We start from the raw sequence: 23,924 nt of genomic DNA, 5'->3' as shown, positions 1-23,924 counted from the left end.
AAATTCATTTCTAAAAAGCGTTACCGAGCCTCTAAAATCAGCTTGATTGTCATAATATGCTCCAACTTCATAAGTCGTGCTCTTTTCTGGCTTTAGATCTTTGTTTCCAAAATCAACTATTCTCCAAGCATTTTGAATAGTGCCTACTTCTGGGGAGATTTGATTGACATTTGGCGTTTTATAGCCAGTTGCTACGCCACCTTTTAAGCTTAGCGTATCTGTGGCATTATAGACTAGGTAGGCTCTTGGCGAGAGGTGGTTGCCAAAAAATTCGTTGTGCGTGAGCCTTGAGCCAAGCGTTAAAAACAGTTTCTCATCTAAAATTTGCCACTCATCCTCTATAAATCCCGCATGCTCGCTCATCGAGTAAGTCTTTGGGTCTTTTAAGCCGTTTCTTGAAGCGTTTGAGACGATGAAGGTTGTGCCGACATTTTGCTTGCTAAAGTCATAGCCAAAAGTTAGAGTGTGTACACCAAAAAACGTTGTAAATTTGGAATTAAAGTTGTGATTTTTGGCTTTTGCAGGTATGAGGCTGTCAAAAAGGCTCGTTCTTTGCGTCTGGTCATAAATGTAGCTGATATCGGTATTTAGGTTATCAAATTCACCAAGGTAACCCACGCCATAGCTCTTTTTCTCGTAGTCATAATTATCTAATGGTCTTCTTCCTGGGTTTGGATCGGCTGATTTGCCAACCGTTTTTGAATAATCATGCCTTTCGTTTGAGCCAAGGATGAAAAATTTATTGTGCTCATCTGGAGTGATCCAAAGCTTTGCGCTTAAATTTCTTTTATCACTCTTTTGATAGCCACCGATGTAGCCATCTTCGTCTCTTAGCTTTTTATATCCCCAAAGCTGAAGTGCGAAAAGGTCTTTATAAAGAGGTAAATTTAGATAAAAGTCGCCTTGCCTGCCATCTCCTATACCTTTGTGAGTGTTTATCGTGGTTGAGATGCCGACGTTGCCACTAAATTTTGAAAAATCCTTTTTAGTGATGATATTTATCACGCCACCAACCGCATCACTACCATAAAGCGAGCTCATAGGACCACGGATAACCTCTATACGCTCGATCGCTTCAGCTGGTGGGATGAAATTTGAGTTCATATCCCCTGCTCCGCCCTTTGGATTTGCGCTACTTGAGTTTACCCTTTTGCCATCAATTAAAATTAGCGTTTGAGACTTCTCCATGCCACGTATCGAGATACCACTAGCTGGACCATCCTCGCCACCAACGACATTTACGCCTGGCACTTTTTGCGCGATTGAGTGAAGTGAGGTAAAGCTATCTTTTGTAAGCTCATCACCGCTTATCACGCTTATGCTCGCAGGTGCTTCTTTTATCTGCTGCGAAAAGCCACTAGCACTTACTACAACGCCATCAAGCCTTGTTTCGTTATTGTCTTTATGTTCTGCTCCAAAGAGCGAATTTGCCACGCAAGCGCTAAGGCAAATGGCAATAAATTTTGTTTTTCTCACGACTATCCTTTTAAAATTTAATTTGAAAAAGTTTAAAATTTAGCGAAGTATCTTTTAAAACAATATTAATTATCATAATTTTCAATCTTTTTTATAAAATTTTCTAAGAAAAAACTTACATTATTTATTAAATTAGTTTATTAAAAATTAATCAATTTAGGCTAAAATACGACCATTTTAACAAAAGGAAGAGCTATGAAAAAAGACGTAAAAAAAGTGGTTTTAGCATACTCTGGCGGACTTGACACAAGTATCATTTTAAAATGGCTTCAAGATGAATATAACTGCGAAGTAGTCACATTTACAGCTGACATTGGCCAAGGCGAGGAGCTAGAGCCTGCACGCAAAAAAGCCTTAGCACTTGGTGTAAAGCCTGAAAATATTTTTATAGAAGATTTAAGAGAAGAATTTATACGTGATTATGTATTTCCTATGTTTAGAGCAAACGCCATCTATGAGGGCGAGTATCTACTTGGTACTTCGATAGCGCGCCCACTAATAGCAAAACGCCAAAGTGAGATCGCAAGACTTGTTGGCGCTGATGGCGTGAGCCACGGAGCAACAGGCAAAGGTAACGACCAAGTTCGTTTTGAACTTGGATACTACGCACTTGGTAACAATCTAACTATCATAGCTCCATGGCGCGAGTGGGATCTAAATAGCCGTGAAAAACTTTTGGCATATGCTGAGAAAAACGGCATAGATATCACCAAAAAACCAGGCAAAAGTCCATATTCAATGGATGCAAATTTACTTCACATAAGCTATGAGGGTCTAGTGCTTGAAGACCCAAGCCATGCACCAGAAGATGATATGTGGAGATGGACAGTAAGTCCAAAAGATGCTCCAGATAAGAGCGAGATCATTGAGATTGGCTATGAAAAAGGCGATCCAGTAAGCATAAACGGCAAAAAAATGAGCCCAGCTAAAATTTTAACCGAGCTAAACCGCCTTGGCGCAAAACACGGTATAGGCAGACTTGACATCGTAGAAAACCGCTCAGTTGGTATGAAGAGTCGCGGATGCTACGAAACTCCTGGTGGTACGATAATGTTAAAAGCTCACCGCGCGATCGAGAGCATCACGCTTGATCGCGGCGCTGCCCACTTAAAAGATGAGATCATGCCAAAATACGCCGAGCTAGTTTACAACGGCTACTGGTGGTCACCTGAGCGAAATATGCTCCAAGCTCTCATCGACAAGAGTCAAGAACACGTAAATGGCTCAGTTAAAGTTGAGCTTTATAAAGGCAACGTGACTATCCTTGGCAGAAACAGCAAAAATGATAATCTATTTAGCGAGGCATACTGCACATTTGAAGAAGATAGCGTTTATGATCAAAAAGATGCAGCTGGATTTATCAAACTAAATGCACTTCGCTTCATCATCGCACGCAAAAATGGGCGAAAATTTGACTAAGAAATAAAATTTAAAAGGAAAAAAATGAAAGTATTATTAATAAAAGATGTAAAAGCGCTTGGTAAAGCTGGCGAGATAAAAGAGGTAAAAGACGGCTATGGCAATAACTTCTTAATCGGCAAAGGCTTTGCAAAAGCAGCTACTCCAGACGTTCTTCGCCAATATGAAGCAGCTCAAAAAAGAAAGGCTGAAGAGTTAAAATATGAGATCGCAAATTTAGAAAAGCTTAAAGAAGAGCTTGAAAAAGTGACAGTTGTCATCAAAAAAACTCTTGGCGCAAATGGCTCACTTTTTGGCTCAGTTTCAAAAGAAGAGATCGCAGCAGAGCTTGAAAAAACGCATCATTTAGTTGTCGAGAAAAAATCGATCGACATGGATACACATCTAAAAGCAGTCGGCCTTTATGACGTTCATGTAAAGCTTGGACACTCGATAAATGCGAGCTTGAAGGTTGATGTGCAAGGAGAGTAGATGTTTCATGCGACAACCATCTTAGCCTACAAAGGCAAAAACAAATCAGTCATTGGCGGCGACGGACAGGTGAGCTTTGGCAACACCGTCTTAAAAGGCAATGCTGTAAAAATTCGTAAAATTCATAACGGCAAAGTCCTAGCTGGCTTTGCTGGCAGTACTGCTGACGCGTTTAACCTCTTTGATATGTTTGAGAAAAATTTAGAGCATACAAAGGGTGATTTGCTAAAGGCGGTGATAGAATTTAGCAAAGAGTGGCGCAAAGACAAGTATCTAAGAAAGCTTGAAGCGATGATGCTTGTGCTTGATAGGGATAAAATTTTCTTACTTAGTGGTACCGGGGATGTTGTAGAGCCAGAAGATGGTAAGATAGCAGCTATCGGAAGTGGTGGCAACTACGCACTTTCAGCGGCCCGTGCTTTAGATAAATTTGCCGATATCGACGAAGAGGAGCTAGTCAAAGAGAGCCTTAAGATTGCCGGCGAAATTTGCATCTATACAAATACAAACATCAAAACTTATGTTTTAGAATAAGAGAGAAAATGAACTTAACACCAAGAGAAATTGTTAAATTTTTAGATGACTATGTGATCGGTCAAAAGGACGCCAAAAAGATTATAGCGATCGCACTTCGCAACAGATATCGCCGTATGAAGCTTGAAAAAAGCTTGCAAGATGACATCATGCCAAAAAATATCTTGATGATTGGCTCAACTGGCGTTGGCAAAACTGAGATCGCAAGGCGTCTTTCAAAGATGATGGGTCTGCCATTTATCAAGGTTGAAGCTAGTAAATATACTGAGGTTGGCTTTGTTGGTCGTGATGTTGAGAGCATGGTAAGAGACCTTGCTATGGCATCATATAATCTCGTAAAAAATGAGCAAAGCGAGAAAAATCAAGATAAAATCAACGCCTATATCGAAGAAAAGATCGTCTCAAAGCTACTTCCACCACTTCCAAAAGGGGCTAGCGAAGAGAAACAGGCCGAGTATTCAAAGAGTTATGAAAAGATGCTAAATAGGCTAAGAAACGGCGAGCTTGACGAGCTAAGTGTCGAGATCGAGGTACAGCAAAACCCACTTGAAGCTGGCTCAAACGTGCCACCTGATATGGCGCAGATGCAAGAGAGCTTTATCAAGATAATTGGCATCGGTGGCAAGAACATCAAAAAAGAGATGAAAGTAAAAGACGCTAAAAAAGCTCTTCAAAGCGAGGCAAATGATAAAATTTTAGACCTTGAGAGCGTAAAAACAGAGGCTTTAAGAAGAGCTGAAAACGAAGGCATCATCTTTATAGACGAGATCGATAAGGTAGCCGTTGGCTCAGGTAGCCCAAATAGGCAAGATCCTAGCAAAGAAGGTGTGCAAAGAGACTTGCTACCTATCGTTGAGGGCTCGAATGTAAATACTAAATTTGGAAATTTAAAAACGGATCACATTTTATTTATCGCGGCTGGTGCCTTTCATATAAGCAAGCCAAGCGATCTCATCCCTGAGCTTCAAGGGCGTTTTCCACTAAGAGTGGAGCTTGATAGCCTTGATGAGGACGCGCTTTATCAAATTTTAACTCAGCCCAAAAATTCGCTTTTAAAACAATACATCGCCCTACTCTCAACCGAAAATGTTGAGCTAGAATTTGACGATGAAGCGATAAAAGAGATAGCTAGGATCGCTCATGCTGCAAATGAAAAGATGGAAGACATCGGTGCTAGACGCCTTCATACGGTAATCGAGCGCGTGATAGAAGATATTAGCTTTGAGGCTAGCGAAAAGAGCGGCGAGAAGATAAATGTGACAAAAGAGCTTGTAAAAGAGCGCCTAAAAGACGTGGTCGAGGATCAAGACCTAGCGAGGTATATACTTTGAAATCAGGCTTTGTTAGTATCATAGGACGCACAAATGCTGGCAAAAGCTCGTTTTTAAATGCTTTATTAAACGAAAAGATCGCCATCGTCTCGCACAAACAAAATGCAACTCGCAGAAAGATAAATGGCATCGTAATGAACGGTGAAGATCAGATCATCTTCACCGACACACCTGGACTTCACGAGAGCAACAAGGCGATAAATCAGCTACTAATCAGCCAAGCGATAAAATCGATGGGAGACTGCGATCTCATCGTATTTTTAGCGCCTATTCATGATGATACAAGTGACTATGAGAAATTTCTAGCTCTAAATCCTAAAAAACCACACATCTTAGTGCTGACAAAAGTCGATGAGAGCTCAAATGTGAAAGTCTTAGAAAAGATCACTCAGTACCAAAAATTTCAAGATAAATTTGCAGCTTTGCTTACCTTTAGCACCAAGCAGCCTACTTATAAAAAGCCGCTACTTGATGAAATTTGCAAACTTTTGCCAGAGCATGAATATTTTTACGATCCAGAATTTCTCACTCCGACAAATGAGAAGGAAATTTTTAGAGAATTTATACTTGAAGCGATCTATGAAAATTTGAGCGATGAGATACCTTATCTTAGCGATGCGATCATAAAAAGCGTAAAAGAAAAAACAGGCATAACTGAAATTTATGCGAGCATCATTACGGAGCGTGACATTCATAAAAGTATGATCATTGGCAAAAATGGTGAAACCATTAAAAGAATTGGAATTTTTGCAAGAAAGTTAATACAAAATTTAACAAACACAAAGGTCTTTCTAAAGCTCGATGTAGTCGTAAAAAAGGGTTGGAGCAAAGAAGAAAAAAGCCTAAACCAGATAATTGGCTATTGATTTTTTGTTTGAAAAACATTAAAATACGATCCAATTAGAGCTGTATGAGGTAAATTTGTGCTAAAACTTAAAAAAATTAACGATACTCCCATTGTTACGCTAAATCCTTATGAATACGAAGGTTTTAGATTTTCTAATAGCAATGTTGATACACTAAGTCTTTCAAAGAATATTCTAAAAAGAGACTTCTTTATATCTTATATCGAGTACAAAGATATAATAACAGCTACCATAAACATCTCAAGAACAATAGATGATGAGGATATTGAAAATAATATCTCGATCAAAATTTACGAAGAGCTCTCTCTTGATCCTGCGATTGACTATAAAATAGTTTATTTTGAAAGCAATGTTGAAAAAGAAGATAGAATTTTTAATGTTTTTATTGCTACAAACGAAACTATAAATAAAATTTTTAAAAATATTTCTAAAAGAGTACCTTTTATAGATTATGTCGTTGTAGAGCCGCTTTTATATAGTGCTATATATAAAAAAGGCTTGCTTCCTAGCACTCAGAGTGATTGTTTTTTGACATTTAGGGCCGATGAAGCATTTATAAGTATTTATGTAAATGGAGAATACCTTACATCAAGAGGTTTAAGATACACACTAAATTATCTAAAAGATAAATTTATAGAGCAAAGCGGCGAAAGAGTAAGCCTAGAAAGTTTTTTAGATATCCTAAAGACAAGAGGACTTTTAGATAGCAATGAAGAAGGCTTTAGCTACGATCTAAATACTGTTTTTGAGGACTATATATTTTACGTAAATGACACGATAAATGTTGTCAATAGAATCTATGGCATAAATATAAAAAATATCTATATTGACTGCGACTATAAAATAGAGCGTTTTGAGAAATTCATCAATACAAAGCTTGGCACAAATGCTACGAAATTAAATACAAGCACTGTAATAAATTCTAAAAATTTAGCCATTAGCGAACGGTATAACATGATGGTCTTGTATGCAAATTTTTACAAAAAAGAGGCCTTTAATGCTGATTTTAACTTCTCAAATTTGCTTAGACCTGATCCATTCACAAAAAGAAAAAGCGGTAAATTTATACTGACATGTGCTGCTGCTTTTTGCCTAAGCATGTCCTATCCTCTTTATAATTATATAGCTGGCAGTATTTTAGAGGTAGATTCGCAAAGACTAAGCGATGAGCTTGATGTGCTTAATGCACAAGCAGAACAAATAAGAAATACTCTTGAAAGACTAAAAAAAGATCAAAATGATATAAAGGGATTGACCGACAAAGAAGAAGAGAAGTTAAATTTTAGAAAAGGGTTACTTCAAGAAATTGAAAACAAAAAAGATCATTACGTAATGAAAGGCTTAAATCTTTTTGAAATTACCGATACGATAAACAGCAATAGCGTTTTTATAACAAATATTAAAAATAACGATAAAAATTTAACAGTAACCGTTGTTAGCGATAATGAAAAAAGGATTACGCAGCTAATAAAAGATATCAGCAAGATGCCTAAATATTCAGTAAATACAAAAAAAATTAAAGAAGATAAACAAAATAACGAGTATGAAAGTAATATAAGTATAGAGATTAGACAATGAGACAAGACGTTTTAAGTAAAATAGATAAGTATTTTGACGCAAAAAAACAAAGCGAAACAAATATAATTTTTTTGGGTTCAGCTTTAATTATTATTTATATTGTTTATATGCTTTGTTTTGATCCGTCGCAAGATTTTTATGATGAAAGATTTAATACGCATACTAAAATTAGCAATGATCTTTCAAGGACAAGAGATTATTTAAGATCTACTAGCTCACCTAGTGGGGATAAAAATTTTAAAATAAATGAAGAGTCAAAAATACTTGAAACGCTTAAAGGCAAATATTCTAGCGTTTTAAAATTTAATGCTCATTTTGACTCAAAGCTAAAAGAACTATCGTTTTTATTATTTAACGATCAAAATTGGGCAAATTTCTTAGACAATATCGTATCTTTAGCGAAGCAAAATAATATAAAAATTTTAGAGTTAAAAAGTGATATAAAAGAGCCAAATTTCCAAAAAATTGAGCAAATTTTAAATATTGACTTGACATTTTTGGGAGGTTTTAAAGATATGCTTTCATATATAAATGGCCTTGAAGAATCAAAGCTAGTGGTTGATCTTCATAAAATGGATGTAAATTCTACCCAAAAAGAGCTTGGCGCTAAGATCTCGATATCTGTTTGGGGGATGAAATACTAATGAAAATAAAAATTTTATTGGCTTTTTTATTTTTAAATATTACTTTTGCTAATCAGCTTCAAGAGGAAATGGACTCTTATGATAAAATTTTTGAAAAAATAAAGGAAAAAAGAAGCGGTCTTAGTGATATTGAGCTTTCGAGCATAAAAAATCCTTTTAAACAAGAACCTATCAAGACGATAACAGATCAAAATTCATCAATTATCACCCAAGCTTCAAAAGGACTTAGTTTAAAAGCAATTTTATTAAACAAAGCAAATATTGATTCCAAGTGGTATGCTGTCGGTGATATTATTGATGGTTACAAAATAGCCAACATTACTAGAAACAGCGTTTTTTTAGTAAAAGGCGATGAAAAACAAGAGCTAATTTTAAAAAATGGAAGTAAAAATGTTGAGATTAAAATTAAATAAAATATTAATAATAGGTGCACTTATTTGCTTTAATATGAATTATGCTAGTGCCAATGAAAGTAGTTGTTTAAGCAAGAATTTTAATATGAAAATTTCAGATGATGTTGCGCTAGTAGATGTGTTAAATCAGCTTTCAGAGATGTGTAACTTTAGTATTGTTGCAAAGGATACTTATAGCAAGACAGAACTAAAAGATAAAGTTTTTGGTGTTAATATCAGAAATATGAGTCTTAGCGAAGTTTTTGACCTGCTTTTAAGTGAGAAAAATTTAAGCTACGAGTTTTCAAATAATGTATTAAAAATTTCATCTTTAAAAACTCAAATTTTTAAACTAGATTATATAACTTCTATTAGAGAAGGAACTGCTGTCACCCAAGCTTCAGTGGATGCCACTCCATCTGAAATTTCTAGTGGTTCAAGTAGTAGCGATAATTCCCAAGATGATAGCTCTCAAGGCTCAAGCAACCTTATAAAAACTACTGAAAGGTTTGACTTTTGGGAAAAACTAGATGCTGAGCTTAAAGCTATTTTAAATAATAGTAGCGAACATATCACAGCACCTGATCCTATCATAAATCAAAACGCAGGCCTTATCACTGTTACGGCCACTCCTTCTCAACTTAAGCGTGTCGAAAAATATATAGATGAAATGCAAAAAAGACTAAAAAAACAAGTAATTATTGATGTTTCCATTATTTCAGTTGAGTTAAATAATGAATACAAACAAGGCGTTGACTGGAGTAAATTTGAACTTGGGTTTAATACATACATTGGCAATTCAAGAAATAATCAGAGCTCAAGTGCTACTTGGACAAATAAAGGCAATAGCCTAAGTGATGGATTTGGACGTACATTAAATATCGCAGCTAATTTAAATTTCAGCCTTGATGGAATGATAAATTTTCTTGAAACAAACGGAAAGACAAAGGTTATATCAAGTCCAAAAGTAACAACACTTAACAATCAGCAAGCTCTAATTTCAGTTGGTGATAACATAAACTACCGTGTTCAACAAAAGACTGACAATGGAAACAGCAATAGCGATAGGTTGACAACCACTTACAAACAATACTCTGTTTTTATAGGCATATTATTAAATTTACTACCAGAAGTTTCTGATAACAACAAAATCATGCTTCGAATCAATCCATCGCTTAGTAACTTTAAATATGCTGAAGACGACACAAGACAAAATGCGTTAAGAGAGATTGCTCCAGATACAGTACAAAAGAAGCTATCAACTGTTGTTCAAGTTGATAGCGGTGATACTATTATTCTTGGTGGATTAATAGGCCAGACAAAGGGTAAAAATAATACTTCTGTACCTCTTCTTTCTGATATCCCGCTTATAGGTGGTGTCTTTAAAAGCACAAGAGACAATATAAAGACAACAGAACTTATCTTTGTCATCACTCCTCATGTAGTTGATTTTGGCAAAAAAAAGCCACTTAATCAATCATTAAAAGACTTAGGTTTTTCTAAAACGATCTATGAATAACAAGAATATTTATACAGATATAAAAGATATCTTTATCAACGAAGATGAAGTAGCTGATTTTGTTAACCTAGATAACTCAATCACTTGTTACAATAAGATCGTCTCGGCTCTAAAAAAGCCATTAAAACTTATACTTTTTTATGGTAAGCCTGGTAGTGGAAAGACTTTTTTGCTAAACAAGATAGCCTCTGATCTTCAAAAGGATAAAAAATTAATTTTTTTCCCACATCCTTTTTTTAGCGAGGCTACATTTATAGAAGCTCTTTGTGAAGATATATATGGAAATAAACTTGATAATATAAATAATTTTGAAAGTTTTGTTGCACACTACTCAAAGGAATTTAAAAATAAAGATGAAATTTTACAAAACCAAATAGTTGTCATCCTGGATGAAGCACAACTTTATCCTACTGAATTGATTGAAAAAATAAGGCTGATGGCTGATACAAGATTATTTAAATTTCTATTTACTATTCATAAAACTGAAAATGAAGATGTGTTAGCAAAGGACTATTTTCAAACCAGAATTTGGGAGAGTATAGAGCTTGGAAGTGCAAACACGAATGAAATCATAGTTTATTTGCAAAGAAAAATAGGACAAAAAGGCTACGATAAATACCTAAATTTTCAGAAAAAAGACTATAACAAAGCCTATGAGCTTTGTTGCGGAAATCTACGCACACTAAATAAAATCATGTATAAATTTTATGAAATTTGTGAATATTACGAACAAAATCAGCCGTCAAAATTAAGTAGCGAGGATACAAATATTAAAATTTTGACAATGTCTGCACTTGATACAGGAATAATTCATGCTTGAATTACAAGAAATTCAAAGGTTAGAAAAGCTTTATGAAGATTACGAAAAAAAGAATAAAAATAGCTTTTTAAAATTGTTATCACATAAAAAGTTAGGCCTTTTAATAATTACGATCTTGCTAATTGCTTTTATCTTTGGTGCTTTTTTATTTTTCTCAAATGCTAAAAACGAAAAAGAGACAACCAATACTCCAACTTTAGTTGAGAAAAATTTGACAATACAAACAGATATAAAAGAAAAAAACATAACCTTTACTGAAACTAATGTCAGCAAAAATATTTTAGAAGATGGCAAACAAAAAAGTGAGCAGGCAAAGGAGAGGTTTGAATCAGATAAGAAACAAGATGAGCTCGCTGAGAAAATAGCTAAAAAGCTAGAACAATCCATAAAGCTAAATGAAGATAATAAAGAGCAGGCACCAGATAAAAAACAAAGAAGTGGTGGCGGTTGGCTAAAGCTAAATTTACCAACTGAAAATGAAAATATACAAAATGAACAACCTCTACCAAATGAAGAGATAATAGAATTAGAACCAAAGGCAAAGCCAAAAATTGATATTCAAATTTCAAGTGAAAACAATGAAATTTCTATGCTAAAAGAAAATTTTAATAAAAATAAAAATCCAGAAATCGCCCTTAAAATAGCAAGAAAATACTATCAAGATAAAAGATATAGCGACACTATAAAATGGGCACTATCGGCAAATAATTTAGATAGTAGCATTGAGGAGTCTTGGGTCATGTTTGCTAAGGCAAAATATATGCTAAAACAAAAAGATGACGCATTGCGTGCATTAGAAGAATATAATAAAAATAAAAATAAGCCAGAAATAAATGAGCTAATAAATAAGATAAAAAGTGATACCTTGTGAAATTTTTACTTATTATATTTTTATCTTTAAATGCCTTTGCGCTTGGAACGGCTGACATTAAAAGTTATTTTGAAAAGGCTGAATATCCTAAAATTTGTAATCAAAAAATACAAGATCTTTTAAAAGATTCACAAAATGAAGAATTTCTTAATATCTTTGGTATATCTTGCTTAAAAACAAATGATATAGATAGGCTCGCTCTTCCAGCAAGTAAACTATCAAAAACACAAAGTTCAAGAGAAAATGCAGCATATTTTGCAGATATATTGCTTAAAAAAAAGCTATTGCTTCATGCTATCTTGGATGGGGCTGATATAAGCTATATTAGGCTTCCAAAGAGCGATTACATTCTTTCATTTATATTTGATAAATTTGTCAAAAAAGAATACGTTGAGGAGCTTGGCGTATTTATTTTTGAAGAGCCAAATTCAGATACAAGATATGAGCTTAGTGCAATCGCTAGCTCAAATTTTGCAAAAATGATTTTAAAAATTTTTAAAAATGACGATCTTACTTCGCAGATTGAGTATAGATAAAGAGAAGAGATGAATAATTTAGAAAATTTAACGCTAAAAACATTAGAGCAACTTAATAAACTAAATGATGAGCAAATTTTAAAGATTATAGAGATAAAAAAGATAAACGAAAAAAGTCTTTTGGCTATTTTGCTTGAAGAAAATATGCTAGAAGAAGAGATTTTTTTTGAAATTCTATCTGATATTTATAGAAGAGGACACACTGACATTGATGAAATTTCGACTAGTCTTCAGATAGATCAAAAGCGCTTTATTCAATATGTATGTGATAAATTTAAAATCACATTTTTTGATCTTGATGATATAGATATCGACTACCGTATCAGCGAAAAACTAAGCACCTCGCAGCTAAAATCATATAATGCGATCCCTGTAAAAGAAGATGAGATAAGCGTTTATGTTGCTTTTAAAAATCCTTTTGATGTGATCATTCAAGATAAAGTTCAAAATTTATTTAACAGAAAGCTATTAAAAGTAGCTTGCGCCGATCCAACCCAGATAGAAAAATATATAAACAAAATAGCTCTTAATGAAAGTATAAAAGATGTTATTACAGAGATCAGAAAAGAGCTTTCAAGCTCCAGTAGCCAAGGGCAAAGCACAGAAAGCTCTGGAATTTTAAAGCTAATTGAGATAATTTTAAAAACATCTATTCAAAGCAGAGCGAGTGATATTCATATCGAGCCAACCGAGACAAACTGCATCGTAAGAAGCAGGATAGATGGTATGCTAAGTGAAACATTTATATTTGATAAAGATATCTATCCTCCGATGGTAAGCCGAATGAAGCTACTTTCAAATATGGACATTGCGGAGCGCCGTCGTCCCCAAGATGGTAGATTTTCAGCTCAAATTTTAGATAAAGAGTACGATTTTCGTATCTCTACACTACCTATTTTAAACGGCGAAAGCATAGTTTTAAGAATTTTGGACAAATCAAAAGTTATTATAAACATTGAAGACCTTGGTATGCATCCAGATAACTTTGCCAAATTTAAAAAGAGCATGAAAGCACCTTATGGCATTATCCTGGTTACTGGTCCGACAGGATCAGGAAAAACGACTACGCTTTATGGTGCATTAAACGATATAAAAAGTGTAAAAACTAAGATCATCACTGTTGAAGATCCGGTTGAGTATCAGCTAAATATGATCCAACAAGTACATGTAAATGAGAAGGCTGGGCTTACTTTTATCTCGGCTCTTCGCTCTATTTTAAGGCAAGATCCAGATATTATCATGATAGGTGAAATCAGAGATCAAGAGACGCTTAGAATCGCAATTCAAGCGGCACTAACTGGTCACTTGGTTTTTTCTACACTTCATACAAATGATGCTATTAGCGCTTTACCTCGTATGGTTGATATGGGTATTGAGCCATATCTAGTAAGTGGTGCATTAGTTTGCATTGAGGCTCAAAGGCTTGTAAGAAAGCTTTGTCCGTATTGCAAACAAAAAGTCACGCTATCTCAAAAAGCTCTTGATGAGATTAAGAAATTTCTTCCTGAAGATTATCAATTTTATAAAAGCGTAGGTTGCCAACACTGCTCACAAACTGGATATCTAGGGCGTGAAATGATAAGTGAAATATTATCTATCAGCGATCATATAGCAAGTATCGTAGCAAATAACGCTTCAAAAGAAGAGCTTAAAAAGGCCGCCTATGACGAAGGCTTTATAGATATGTTCCATGATGGCGTTATACGCGCAGCAAATGGTGTAACAACAATCGAAGAAGTATATAGAGTTGCCAAGATATGAAATTTTACGAAATAGAATATATAAAAGATGGCAAACGCCAAAAGATGAGCCTAAAGGCTAATAGCAAAAATGATGTAAAAAATCGTGCAAATATTCAAGGCATGATAGTAAAGATCAAAGAAACTCAGGTCTCAAGCATCAACAATGATTTTTTGGACTTGCAAGAAAAATTTAACAAAATTTTCTCTTCTTAAAAAGTAAAAATTCCAGCTCTAGTTGCTACCATAAGGCAACTTAGCGTTATGACTAATGCCGGTATATCAATACATGATGGCATAAAAGAGACAGCAAATGCTACCGAAGATAAAAGGCTAAAAACAATATTTCAAACACTAGATGAAGATCTAAATCAAGGTGCAAGTTTAACTCAAAGTATAGAAAATTTTCAAGAAGAGCTAGGCGATGTTACTGTCGCTATGGTAAGGCTTGGAGAGAGTACTGGTAATATGGCTGATGCATTATCAAAGCTAGCTTCTATCTTGCAAGAAGTCTGGGATAACCAACAAAAATTTAAAAAAGCCATAAGGTATCCAATAACCGTAATATGCTCTATAATTTTGGCTTTTATTGTACTCATGACATCAGTTGTTCCGCAATTTCGAGAAATTTTTAGCCAGCTTAATGCCGACCTCCCTCTTCCTACTAAAATTTTACTAAACATTGAATACATAATGAGCAATTACGGCATATATATAATAGTTGTTCTTATTGCATTTGCTTTTTTGCTAAAAAAGCAATATTCAAATGATGAAAATTTTAGGGATAAGGTCGATAAATACCTACTAAAAGTCTATCTTGTAGGCAAAATAATATTTTTTGCAAATATGAGTAGATTTAATCTAATATTTACAGAGCTTGTTCGTGCAGGACTTCCTATCGCTGACGCACTAGATACTGCCGTTGTAACTGTTTCAAATCAAGACATAAGAAATAAGCTAACTGCTGTAAAAGTACTGGTTGGTCGCGGCATAAGCTTAACCGAGGCCTTTAGGCAAACTGGACTTTATGAGGGTATGCTTATACAGATGATAGGTGCTGGCGAACAAAGTGGTAGCTTAGATGACATGACACAAAAAGTTACTGATTATTATAGAGTGAAATTTAATGATATTATTGATAATATTTCAAACTATATTGAGCCAATCTTACTAGTATTTATTGCCGCAATGGTGCTATTGCTAGCACTTGGTATATTTATGCCGATGTGGGATATGGCAAAAGCTGTTAAAAATTAAATTTAGATGATAAAGGAGTAAAATGTCTATAGAAAAAGAATTTAGTGTTGACGAAAATGCGTTTTTAGTTTCAAAAACTGATCCAAAAGGAAGAATCACTTATTGCAACGAGCCATTTTTAGAAATCGTAGGTGTAAAACAAGGCGATCTTTTGGGTAAGCCGCACAATATAATAAGGCACACTGATATGCCAAGAGTTATTTTTAAGCTACTTTGGGAACGTATACAAAACAAAGAAGAAATGTTTGCTTTTATTAAAAATAAAACTCTTAATGGCGGATACTACTGGGTATTTGGAAATATCACCGCCTCTTTAGATCAACAAGATAATGTAGTTGGATATTATTCTGTTAGACGTAAACCAAATCCAAAAGCGATAGAGGTTATAAAACCACTTTATGCAAAACTACTTGAGCTAGAGCGTGATGGCGGTATCGAGGCATCTAAAAAGTATCTGTTAAATTTCCTTGAAGAAAAATCAACAACCTACGATGAATTTGTAAATAACTTGCAAAGGTTTTAAAGATGTTTAATAAAAAATCAAATGCAATAAACGAAATTTTAAATGTTATCAAATCAGCAAGCAATGGCATGCTAGAGCCTCGCATTGTAAATGTTGGAGAAAAGGACGAGATGTATGAAGTCGCCCTTGGTATAAATGATTTGCTAGATCAAGTTGAAGCGCTTCAACGTGAAATTTCAACCTCTGTCCAAGCTGCACAAAACTCAAAAACATATAGAAATATATTTGTAGAAGGGTTTAGGGGTTTATTTAAACGAAATGCCATATCTATGAGCAAGGGTGTCACAGGTATAAAAGACGGCCAAAAAAGCAAGGTTAGAGGTCTTCTATCAAGCGAGCTTGACAAACTTGGAAACGGTATAAATGGTATAAATTATGTAAGAGATGATCTAAATGAAAGTATCAAAAATTTAAGCCAAACAGCAACAGATGCTAAACAAACTGCACAAATAGCAAAAGAAAATATGTCAAATATCGTCGAGCTTAGTCAAAACATGGGAGAGCTTGATGGTCTAGTACAAAGCTGCTCGAATGCTACTGGCATGCTAAGCACTAGGGCTTCTGAAATAAGCTCTGTTTTAAATTTAATAAAAGATATTGCCGATCAGACAAATCTGCTTGCTCTTAATGCTGCCATTGAAGCTGCTCGCGCAGGAGAGCATGGACGTGGTTTTGCGGTAGTCGCTGATGAAGTAAGAAAGCTAGCTGAAAACACACAAAAAGCCGCAAGTGACATAGAAGTCAATATAAAAACACTTCAGCAAGAGGTAAATGATATCGATGAAAATTCTAAAAAAATCGATGAAATTTCTAAACTAACGACACAAAATGTAGAAAATTTCAAAAAGGTATTGAGCGAGTTTAATGCAAACGCACAAAATACTGCTCAAACATCAAAATATGTCGAAAATAAAACCTTTGCCATAATTGAAAAAATTTCGCAAATCGCTTACAAAACTAAAGTGTACTCTGATCTTATAAATGAACAAGGATACAGCGAGGAAATACGTGATTTAGCGCAAAGCCTGCTAGATTGGTATGAGAACGAGAGTATAAGCGAACACAAGCAAAATAAAAATTTCGATAAGTCAAAAGAACTTACATCGTCACTAAATAATGAAATCAAACTCTTGCTTGAGAAGTCAGCCTCTGGCTATAACGAACAAAATTTAAATTATTTTGTTGATAAGTCTAAAAAAATAGAAGATCTAAGCGAGCAAATTTTTACTTCATATAACGAAATTTTTAAAGATAAAAACTAAAGTGTTAAATTATCTTTGATGTTTTTTGGGGTGGTCAAAAAATAACGCTTTTGCACCACCCTCGTTTAACTCACTAAATTTACATCCAAACTCAACGCAAAATATTCCAGAAGTTGGGATATTGTCTATTGAAGAATCGCTTAAATACTCGCAAATTTCGGTTATACTTGGGTTGTGCGTGATGATAAAAATTTCATCCAAACTCTCATCTATATTTTTGACAAATTTTAAAAGATCTTCAAAACTTATATCATAAAGCTCATCTATAAGACTGGTCTCTTCTTTAAATTTTAAAGTTTTAGTGATAATCTTTGCCGTTTGCTCGCACCTTTTAGCACTGCTTGAAAAGATAGCTCCTGGCATCACATCATACATTTTTAGTCTATTTGCCATAAATTTAGCGTCTTCTTTGCCTTTTTGACTAAGCTCCCTTAAGGCATCTTTAGCTCCGTCCTTATTCTCATCAACCGCTTTTGAATGTCTTATGAAATAAATTTTACTCACTATCTCTCCTTTGATAAATTCTTTATCAAGTAAAGCTCTTCTTTACTAAATCCAGCTTTTAAGCGATCTTGCTCATTGATCTCTCTAACATTTTTAAATGAATTTGGATACAAACTTAAGATAATGTCAAAGTAGCTATTTTCGTCAATACCCTCTTTTTTACAAGCAAGCTTAAACCACTTATCGCCTTTATAAACATGAGAGACTTCCTCCTTTAATATGACTTTCAGGCACTCAATGAGCTCTTCATTTCCACCCTCGCTTTCAAGCCTTTTTATAATATGAGCGTTTGCATCAAGCCCATTTGCCTCCATATATCTTGGCAGTAGCGCCATACGGCTAGTTAGACTACTTGAAGTCTTTTGAAGTGCGATAAAAAGCCCATCATGCACACTTAGCTCGCCGTATCTACCGCCTTGTTTTAAGAGCAAATTTTCTATCATGCAAAAGTGTCTGATCTCATCTTCAGCCACTTCTAGCCAGTCTTCATAAAATTCTCTTGGCAAATTTCTAAATCTATAACAAGCATCAAGCGCGATATCAATAGCACTAAATTCAATATGAGCTACCGAATGGATAAAATTTAAATTTTTATCCTTTGGCTTTAATTTTTTGTTTAGCTCTTTCATGCTAACTACTTCACAAAATTTTGCGTAGCTTGGTGTTATTAGCTCGTTTGGTTTAGAGCTTTCACAAAAATTTATATTAAAATCTCGTTTAAATTTCTCATAAAATAGTTCAAATTTTAGAAATTTAAGTCCAATCTCGCCTTCATTTAAAATTTCCCAAATTTCATCAAAAAAATTCATATTTTCTCTTTATCTAAATCTACATTTACAAGTGTAAATTTATATAAATAATGCTTAAAATTTGAGCCTAGTATTTGTTTTAAAAGCTTTTTAGTAAAAATTTCTGATTTATTTTGCTTTGCCATATCCAGCAAATCTATTTGCTGCCAAGCAACTTGAGTTTGAACACCTTACAAGGTAGCTATTTATCTCTTGATTTCCTTTTAGATGCACATTTTTTTGTTTTAGATTCATATAGCTATGAATTATCTTTCCACCAGAATTATGTATAAATTTTACTGTCTCATCGCCAAGAACAGCCGTAACTATGCCAACATGAGTGATATTTTTCTTATCTTTATTTTTCTGAACGCCCTTACCAAGAGTATTTGAGAAAAATACAAGATCGCCTATTTTTGGATTTTTATGAGTAATTAAATTTTTACTTTCATAAAAATTATAGATCGCTTTTGACTTTCTACCGCCATTATCGTAGTAGCGATTTATTGTCTTTTCATCAAAATACATATTTTGATACTTTGCATTTACGATAGAAACAAAGCCAGAACAATCACCGCCAGCTCTTGTATTTAGGTATTTTTTAAAAAAAGAACCAAATTTTTTATCTTCTCTATCATTATCTTCATCTATGATTTCACCAATCATTTGCTCACTAAAATCAACACTTGAAGTTACGGTTTGATTTGTTTCATTTTGCGGGGTTGTCGGTTGATTAGAGGTAAAAGAACAACCTGTAAAAAATATAATGCTAAATATAAAAAAGATTTTTTTATTTATTGAATTTGACATATTTATATCCAAAATTTTAGTGTTTGCAATTTTAACTTTTAAACGTAAATGAACCGGAAATAGTGCTTTGCTTTCTTTATTCTAAGTTAAAAAGCAATATAATATCGGCAAAAAACATATTTTCTTAAGGCAAAAAGCAATGATGCACTATTTAAAGATAAAAGGAAATGCAAAACTAAGTGGCGAAGTAAAAATAAGCGGTGCTAAAAATGCTGCTCTACCGATCATCGCCCTAACCTTACTTGCAAAAAAAAGTGTAAATTTAACAAATATCCCAAATGTCGCTGATATAAAAACGCTTTGCCAACTGCTAACTAATCTAGGAGCAAAGTGTGAATTTAAAGATGAAAACTCGCTAAGTATCGACACTAGCAGTGTAAATTCGACAACGGCAAATTATGATATCGTTAGAAAGATGCGCGCTTCTATCTTGACGCTTGGTCCGCTTCTAGCGCGCTTTGGACACTGCGAAGTGAGCCTACCTGGAGGATGTGCGATCGGACAAAGACCTATTGATCTACATCTAAGCGCGCTTGAGAAAATGGGCGCAAATATCGAAATAAAACAAGGCTACGTCGTTGCAACCGCGCCAAATGGACTAAAAGGTGCAAAGATCGTTTTTGACAAGATCACTGTAACTGGCAGCGAAAACATCATCATGGCAGCAGCTCTAGCACACGGCACGACAGAGCTTTTTAACGTCGCACTTGAGCCTGAAGTAGTGCAAATTTGTGAAATTTTAGCAAGTAGTGGCGTAAAGATCGAAGGCATTGGCACAAGCGAGCTAAAGATCACTGGCAGCGGTCAAAAACTACTTGAAATTTGCGATATCAAAGTAATTCCAGATAGGATAGAGGCTGGCACATATCTTTGTGCTGGTGCCATAACAAATAGCAAAATTTCAGTTACTAATGCAAATGCTGCGCATATGACAGCCATCTTAAACAAATTTGAAGAGATGGGCTTTAGTATCGAGGTCGATGGCGATAAGATCACGATATTGCCAGCCAAAGAGATAAAACCAGTTGAGATAATAACCACCGAGTATCCGGGCTTTCCAACAGATATGCAAGCTCAATTTATGGCGCTTTGCCTTGCAGCAAATGGCGTTAGCACAATAGATGAGAGACTTTTTGAAAACCGCTTTATGCACGTCAGTGAACTAGCTAGAATGGGCGCTGACATCCGCCTAAATGGACATATCGCAAGCATTTACGCCCCTGCAAATTTAAATGCAGCAGACGTGATGGCGACTGATCTTAGAGCTAGCTCAGCCCTAATACTAGCCGCTCTCATCGCAAATGGCGAGAGCTTGGTGCATAGAATTTACCACCTTGATAGAGGCTATGAGAGACTTGAGGAGAAATTTAAAAGCCTTGGAGCAAATATTGTTAGGCTTGAGGAGTAAAAATGCTAGTAAATGAGGCACTTGGGGCTTTAAAAGCTAAATTTAAACCAAAAAATGAGAGTGAAATTTTACCTCTTAGTGATACTCTTGGTAAAACATTAGCAAATGACGTGATGGCCGTCAAAGATCTGCCTTGCTTTGACAACTCAGCACTTGATGGATTTGCGGTCAAATTTGATGAAAAAAATAAACCTTATAAGATCATCGCAAGTGCTTTTGCAGGCGATAAAGAGCAGCTAATAATCGGCAAAAACGAGTGCATAAAGATAATGACAGGCGCAAAGATGCCAAAGGGTGCTGACACAGTCATGAGGTTTGAGGACTGCATAGTTGAGAGTGAGTTTGTAAAAGCACCAGAAAAGCTTAAAAAAGGTGACGCTTACCGCTTTAAAGGTGAGGAGGCAAAAATAGGTGAAATTCTCCTAAAAAGTGGCGAAATTTTAAACACTAGAAGTGTGATGATGCTTGCAGCTCAAGGCATAAGCTTTATAGATGTAAAAAAGCAACCAAGTATTGCAGTTTACTCAAGCGGAAACGAGATCATCGAACCTTGGCAAAGAGCGAGTGAGGATGAAATTTACAACGCAAATGCCTTTGGTATCACAGCACTTTTAAGCTCCATAGGTCAAAAAAGCTCATATCTTGGCATCATAAAAGATGAGCTAAGCGCCGTAAAACAGGCATTTTTAAATGCTACAAATTACGACATTATTATCTGCTCTGGTGGAGCAAGCGCTGGAGAGGCTGATTTTATGAAGATAGCCATGAGCGAGCTTGGATATAGCGAAATTTTCTCACACCTTGATATAAGACCTGGCAGACCTTGTAAGGCTTATGAAAAAGGTGGCAAGCTTGTCTTTGTGCTCCCTGGAAATCCAATGGCTGCATATCTTTGCCTAATGATGCTTGTTTTGCCACTTCTGAAAAATGAGTGCTTTGTGACGCAAAAAGCGATAAATGGTGAAAATTTAAAGGTAAAATCTGGCAGAGCAAATGTGGTTTTTGGCAACGTGGTTGATGGCAAATTTATAGCAACTAATGGCGGAAAATATGGTTCAGGTATGATAAATCATATCTTAAAGAGTGATTTTGTTTTGATAACTAGCCCAGATCAAAGTGAAATTTCACAAAATAGTGAAATTTCACTCATAAAACTTCCATAATCCTTGACAAATGAAAAACAATCTGATAAAATGCGGACTTCATTTTGATTGCGGGAATAGCTCAGGGGTAGAGCACAACCTTGCCAAGGTTGGGGTCGCGAGTTCGAATCTCGTTTCCCGCTCCATCTTTTTTATACTCATTTTTTTATTTTTCACAAAACTTTTTGCAAATGAAGTCAGCATCTATCCAATGTATTGCGTTCTAAATGATCAAATTTCACTTAGTACTTTTGGCTTTGATGGCGAAGACAATGAAATTTTAAACTTAGAGGGCAAAAGAGCTGCCAAGATAGATAGCAAAAAGCTCTATGAAATTCTAACAGCAAATTTTAAAACATATAATGACAAAAGCGGTGGAAGCGTTGCTTTTGTAAAAAACTGCTCTATTATGGATGAGATTCAAATGCAATTTTTAAGATCAATTAGTGATGAATATCCTGGTGTCAGCATAAGTGATCTTAGTATTAGTCCACAAAATAAACTTCCAGCAAATTTTAAAGAGCTCGTCCTAAAAAATATATTTTTAGGTGATCAAAATAGTCAAAAAGGTACATTTAGAGCTTCATTTGAGGATATTGATCTGAGTCTAAAAAGCATCTATTTTAAATTTAGCTTTAACGCTAAGATGCCAGCCTTCATAGCAATAAATTCAATGAATACAAACCACATTTTAAGCCTGCTTGACTATCAGCCAACAATGATAGAGTTTAGCAAATGGCCAAAAGATGCACTTTCTAGCTCAAATAGTTTAGCTCTTATAACAAAAGTGCAGATAAAAAGCGGTGAAATTTTAACCAAGCGTCAGTTTAACGCCATAAATTTAGTAAAAAAAGGTCAAATGCTAAATGCAGTTTTAAGCGAGGATGGAGTTAAAATAGTTGCTGAGGTAAAGGCTCTTGAGGATGGAAATCTAGGTGATATGATAAAGATAAGAACAAAAGATAATAAAATTTTACAGGCCACAGTTTCAGGTAAAGATGAGGCAGTGATAAGATGAAAAAGATAGTATTTGCAGCCACTGGAGCAAGCGGAGCTGGGCTTTTTCTAAAGCTAATAAGTGCCGCAAAAGATAGTTGCGAGGCGCATGTTATAGTTAGTAAAAATGCTATGAAGGTTTTAGAAGCTGAAGAAAATTTGAAGCTAAATTTAAATGATCTTGGTGTAAAAATTTATGATGATCAAGACCTTAGCGCAGGTCCAGCTTCTGGCTCGTTTGGCACGGATGCTATGATAATAGCGCCCTGCTCTACCAACACGCTAGCAAAAGTTGCAAATGGCATAAGCGACACGCTCATCACAAGAGCCGCAAGTGTTGCGCTAAAAGAGAGGCAAACCCTAGTTTTGGGCGTTAGAGAGATGCCTTTTTCTGCGATCGCGCTTTCTCAGATGCAGCTGCTCTCATCTCTTGGAGCTACCATCGCTCCGCCAGTTTTAGGCTACTACGCAGGCATAAAGAGCCTTCATGATATGGAAAATTTCATCATCGGCAAGTGGCTTGATGCCTTAAAAATCGAAAATAATCTTTACAAAAGGTGGCAAATTTGAAAAAATCTTGCATCTATCCAGGGACCTTTGACCCCATTACAAACGGCCATTTAGACGTTATCATAAGAGCTACAAAAATTTTTGACAAGGTAATAGTCGCAGTTGCGAAAAGTGACAGCAAACAGCCGATGTTCGCACATGAAAAGCGCATAGAGATGGCAAAAGAGGCAGTTTGCGAGCTAAAAAATGTAAGCGTGCTTGGCTTTGATAACTTGCTTGTTGATTTTGCTAAGTCGCACGGCATAAACACCGTCATCAGGGGGCTTCGCGCGGTTAGTGACTTCGAGTATGAGTTACAAATAGGCTATGCAAACGCCGCACTTTGGGACGAATTTGAGACGGTTTATCTTATGCCAAGCTTAAATAACGCCTTCATCTCAAGCTCTATCGTCCGCTCAGTCTTGCGCCACGACGGCGACGTGAGCAACTTAGTGCCAGCAAAAATTCTTAAAAATTTAAAGGCGTAAA

The 23,924-nt window shown here is 35.2% G+C and carries 24 protein-coding genes, 1 tRNA gene and 1 pseudogene; 22 read left to right on the top strand and 4 right to left on the bottom strand.

What is annotated here, in order from left to right; genetic code table 11:
- On the bottom strand, positions 1-1,476 hold a 1,476-nt coding region (locus B9N62_RS04025; RefSeq protein ID WP_257640175.1), incomplete at its 3' end, for a TonB-dependent receptor domain-containing protein.
- 195 nt (positions 1,477-1,671) lie between these two features.
- On the opposite strand from B9N62_RS04025, the gene B9N62_RS04020 reads away from it, so the two are divergent.
- From B9N62_RS04020 to B9N62_RS03945, 16 genes and pseudogenes are all read left to right on the top strand, one after another.
- Positions 1,672-2,895, top strand: a complete 1,224-nt coding sequence (locus tag B9N62_RS04020; RefSeq protein ID WP_087584476.1) for an argininosuccinate synthase — start codon at positions 1,672-1,674, stop codon at positions 2,893-2,895.
- A 24-nt stretch (positions 2,896-2,919) separates the two neighbouring features.
- Positions 2,920-3,366: a 50S ribosomal protein L9 gene (rplI, locus tag B9N62_RS04015; protein WP_087584475.1), complete on the top strand. Its 447-nt coding sequence runs from the start codon at positions 2,920-2,922 to the stop codon at positions 3,364-3,366.
- Positions 3,367-3,900: an ATP-dependent protease subunit HslV gene (gene hslV / locus B9N62_RS04010; protein WP_021084582.1), complete on the top strand. Its 534-nt coding sequence runs from the start codon at positions 3,367-3,369 to the stop codon at positions 3,898-3,900.
- A gap of 8 nt (positions 3,901-3,908) precedes the next feature.
- A complete protein-coding gene (hslU, locus tag B9N62_RS04005; protein ID WP_087584474.1) occupies positions 3,909-5,231 on the top strand; it encodes an HslU--HslV peptidase ATPase subunit in 1,323 nt (440 codons plus the stop codon).
- Positions 5,228-6,097: a GTPase Era gene (era, locus tag B9N62_RS04000; protein WP_087584473.1), complete on the top strand. Its 870-nt coding sequence runs from the start codon at positions 5,228-5,230 to the stop codon at positions 6,095-6,097. Before hslU ends, era begins: the two co-directional genes overlap by 4 nt.
- Before the next feature lie 57 nt (positions 6,098-6,154).
- A complete protein-coding gene (locus tag B9N62_RS03995; protein WP_087584472.1) occupies positions 6,155-7,675 on the top strand; it encodes a C4-dicarboxylate ABC transporter in 1,521 nt (506 codons plus the stop codon).
- Complete coding sequence (locus tag B9N62_RS03990; protein WP_087584471.1) at positions 7,672-8,319, top strand: pilus assembly protein PilO; 648 nt, start codon at positions 7,672-7,674, stop codon at positions 8,317-8,319. The genes B9N62_RS03995 and B9N62_RS03990 overlap by 4 nt, the downstream gene beginning before the upstream one ends.
- Positions 8,319-8,732, top strand: a complete 414-nt coding sequence (locus B9N62_RS03985) for a hypothetical protein (protein ID WP_180382152.1) — start codon at positions 8,319-8,321, stop codon at positions 8,730-8,732. Before B9N62_RS03990 ends, B9N62_RS03985 begins: the two co-directional genes overlap by 1 nt.
- Positions 8,710-10,230: a pilus (MSHA type) biogenesis protein MshL gene (mshL, locus tag B9N62_RS03980; RefSeq protein ID WP_087584470.1), complete on the top strand. Its 1,521-nt coding sequence runs from the start codon at positions 8,710-8,712 to the stop codon at positions 10,228-10,230. The genes B9N62_RS03985 and mshL overlap by 23 nt, the downstream gene beginning before the upstream one ends.
- Positions 10,223-11,050, top strand: a complete 828-nt coding sequence (locus tag B9N62_RS03975; RefSeq protein ID WP_087584469.1) for an ATP-binding protein — start codon at positions 10,223-10,225, stop codon at positions 11,048-11,050. Before mshL ends, B9N62_RS03975 begins: the two co-directional genes overlap by 8 nt.
- Positions 11,043-11,921: a hypothetical protein gene (locus B9N62_RS03970; RefSeq protein ID WP_087584468.1), complete on the top strand. Its 879-nt coding sequence runs from the start codon at positions 11,043-11,045 to the stop codon at positions 11,919-11,921. The genes B9N62_RS03975 and B9N62_RS03970 overlap by 8 nt, the downstream gene beginning before the upstream one ends.
- Entirely contained in the window at positions 11,918-12,457 is a 540-nt protein-coding gene (locus B9N62_RS03965; RefSeq protein ID WP_087584467.1) for a hypothetical protein, read from the top strand. The genes B9N62_RS03970 and B9N62_RS03965 overlap by 4 nt, the downstream gene beginning before the upstream one ends.
- Positions 12,458-12,466: 9 nt before the next feature.
- Positions 12,467-14,218, top strand: a complete 1,752-nt coding sequence (locus B9N62_RS03960) for a GspE/PulE family protein (RefSeq protein ID WP_087584466.1) — start codon at positions 12,467-12,469, stop codon at positions 14,216-14,218.
- Positions 14,215-15,453: pseudogene (locus B9N62_RS03955) on the top strand (type II secretion system F family protein). The gene B9N62_RS03960 and the pseudogene B9N62_RS03955 overlap by 4 nt, the downstream one beginning before the upstream one ends.
- Before the next feature lie 22 nt (positions 15,454-15,475).
- Entirely contained in the window at positions 15,476-15,976 is a 501-nt protein-coding gene (locus B9N62_RS03950) for a PAS domain-containing protein (protein WP_087584465.1), read from the top strand.
- A gap of 2 nt (positions 15,977-15,978) precedes the next feature.
- Positions 15,979-17,238, top strand: coding sequence for a methyl-accepting chemotaxis protein (locus B9N62_RS03945; RefSeq protein WP_087584464.1), 1,260 nt, complete (start codon positions 15,979-15,981; stop codon positions 17,236-17,238).
- 9 nt (positions 17,239-17,247) lie between these two features.
- Here B9N62_RS03945 and B9N62_RS03940 read toward each other — a convergent pair whose 3' ends face one another.
- The 3 genes from B9N62_RS03940 to B9N62_RS03930 all read right to left on the bottom strand — a co-directional run bounded on the left by B9N62_RS03940 (position 17,248) and on the right by B9N62_RS03930 (position 19,340).
- Entirely contained in the window at positions 17,248-17,742 is a 495-nt protein-coding gene (locus B9N62_RS03940) for a SixA phosphatase family protein (protein WP_087584463.1), read from the bottom strand.
- Positions 17,742-18,551, bottom strand: a complete 810-nt coding sequence (locus B9N62_RS03935) for a ferritin-like domain-containing protein (protein ID WP_087584462.1) — start codon at positions 18,549-18,551, stop codon at positions 17,742-17,744. The genes B9N62_RS03940 and B9N62_RS03935 overlap by 1 nt, the downstream gene beginning before the upstream one ends.
- Before the next feature lie 108 nt (positions 18,552-18,659).
- Entirely contained in the window at positions 18,660-19,340 is a 681-nt protein-coding gene (locus tag B9N62_RS03930; RefSeq protein WP_087584461.1) for an NlpC/P60 family protein, read from the bottom strand.
- Between the two features lie 139 nt (positions 19,341-19,479).
- Between B9N62_RS03930 and murA the strand changes: the two genes are divergently transcribed.
- The 6 genes from murA to coaD all read left to right on the top strand — a co-directional run bounded on the left by murA (position 19,480) and on the right by coaD (position 23,923).
- Positions 19,480-20,748, top strand: coding sequence for a UDP-N-acetylglucosamine 1-carboxyvinyltransferase (gene murA, locus B9N62_RS03925; RefSeq protein WP_087584460.1), 1,269 nt, complete (start codon positions 19,480-19,482; stop codon positions 20,746-20,748).
- A gap of 2 nt (positions 20,749-20,750) precedes the next feature.
- Positions 20,751-21,911 carry a molybdopterin molybdotransferase MoeA gene (locus B9N62_RS03920; RefSeq protein WP_087584459.1) on the top strand — a complete coding sequence of 387 codons (1,161 nt, stop codon included), beginning with the start codon at positions 20,751-20,753 and terminating at the stop codon, positions 21,909-21,911.
- Between the two features lie 50 nt (positions 21,912-21,961).
- A tRNA-Gly gene (locus B9N62_RS03915) sits at positions 21,962-22,036 on the top strand.
- Positions 22,037-22,101: 65 nt separating this feature from the next.
- Entirely contained in the window at positions 22,102-22,908 is an 807-nt protein-coding gene (gene flgA, locus B9N62_RS03910; RefSeq protein ID WP_087584458.1) for a flagellar basal body P-ring formation chaperone FlgA, read from the top strand.
- Positions 22,905-23,456 carry a UbiX family flavin prenyltransferase gene (locus tag B9N62_RS03905; RefSeq protein ID WP_087584457.1) on the top strand — a complete coding sequence of 184 codons (552 nt, stop codon included), beginning with the start codon at positions 22,905-22,907 and terminating at the stop codon, positions 23,454-23,456. The genes flgA and B9N62_RS03905 overlap by 4 nt, the downstream gene beginning before the upstream one ends.
- The gene (gene coaD / locus B9N62_RS03900) at positions 23,453-23,923 is read left to right on the top strand and encodes a pantetheine-phosphate adenylyltransferase (protein WP_012001782.1); all 471 of its coding nucleotides are present in this window, start codon (positions 23,453-23,455) and stop codon (positions 23,921-23,923) included. The genes B9N62_RS03905 and coaD overlap by 4 nt, the downstream gene beginning before the upstream one ends.
- The last annotated feature ends 1 nt before the right edge of the window (position 23,924 follow it).

The sequence above is a fragment of the Campylobacter concisus genome (assembly GCF_002165785.1).
GTDB classification, from domain to species: domain Bacteria; phylum Campylobacterota; class Campylobacteria; order Campylobacterales; family Campylobacteraceae; genus Campylobacter_A; species Campylobacter_A concisus_W.
This window is presented reverse-complemented; position numbering and strand designations above follow the sequence as displayed.

Excerpts from the sequence above, each read along its gene's own strand:
- B9N62_RS03990 (WP_087584471.1), top strand. The coding sequence starts at position 7,672 with ATGAGACAAGACGTTTTAAGTAAAATAGATAAGTATTTTGACGCAAAA.
- B9N62_RS03950 (WP_087584465.1), top strand. The coding sequence starts at position 15,476 with ATGTCTATAGAAAAAGAATTTAGTGTTGACGAAAATGCGTTTTTAGTT.
- B9N62_RS04020 (WP_087584476.1), top strand. The coding sequence starts at position 1,672 with ATGAAAAAAGACGTAAAAAAAGTGGTTTTAGCATACTCTGGCGGACTT.
- mshL (WP_087584470.1), top strand. The coding sequence starts at position 8,710 with ATGTTGAGATTAAAATTAAATAAAATATTAATAATAGGTGCACTTATT.
- murA (WP_087584460.1), top strand. The coding sequence starts at position 19,480 with ATGATGCACTATTTAAAGATAAAAGGAAATGCAAAACTAAGTGGCGAA.
- B9N62_RS03905 (WP_087584457.1), top strand. The coding sequence starts at position 22,905 with ATGAAAAAGATAGTATTTGCAGCCACTGGAGCAAGCGGAGCTGGGCTT.
- B9N62_RS03920 (WP_087584459.1), top strand. The coding sequence starts at position 20,751 with ATGCTAGTAAATGAGGCACTTGGGGCTTTAAAAGCTAAATTTAAACCA.
- hslV (WP_021084582.1), top strand. The coding sequence starts at position 3,367 with ATGTTTCATGCGACAACCATCTTAGCCTACAAAGGCAAAAACAAATCA.
- hslU (WP_087584474.1), top strand. The coding sequence starts at position 3,909 with ATGAACTTAACACCAAGAGAAATTGTTAAATTTTTAGATGACTATGTG.
- B9N62_RS03960 (WP_087584466.1), top strand. The coding sequence starts at position 12,467 with ATGAATAATTTAGAAAATTTAACGCTAAAAACATTAGAGCAACTTAAT.
- B9N62_RS03930 (WP_087584461.1), bottom strand. The coding sequence starts at position 19,340 with ATGTCAAATTCAATAAATAAAAAAATCTTTTTTATATTTAGCATTATA.
- flgA (WP_087584458.1), top strand. The coding sequence starts at position 22,102 with ATGTATTGCGTTCTAAATGATCAAATTTCACTTAGTACTTTTGGCTTT.
- B9N62_RS03970 (WP_087584468.1), top strand. The coding sequence starts at position 11,043 with ATGCTTGAATTACAAGAAATTCAAAGGTTAGAAAAGCTTTATGAAGAT.
- B9N62_RS03935 (WP_087584462.1), bottom strand. The coding sequence starts at position 18,551 with ATGAATTTTTTTGATGAAATTTGGGAAATTTTAAATGAAGGCGAGATT.
- rplI (WP_087584475.1), top strand. The coding sequence starts at position 2,920 with ATGAAAGTATTATTAATAAAAGATGTAAAAGCGCTTGGTAAAGCTGGC.
- B9N62_RS03985 (WP_180382152.1), top strand. The coding sequence starts at position 8,319 with ATGAAAATAAAAATTTTATTGGCTTTTTTATTTTTAAATATTACTTTT.
- B9N62_RS03975 (WP_087584469.1), top strand. The coding sequence starts at position 10,223 with ATGAATAACAAGAATATTTATACAGATATAAAAGATATCTTTATCAAC.
- B9N62_RS03945 (WP_087584464.1), top strand. The coding sequence starts at position 15,979 with ATGTTTAATAAAAAATCAAATGCAATAAACGAAATTTTAAATGTTATC.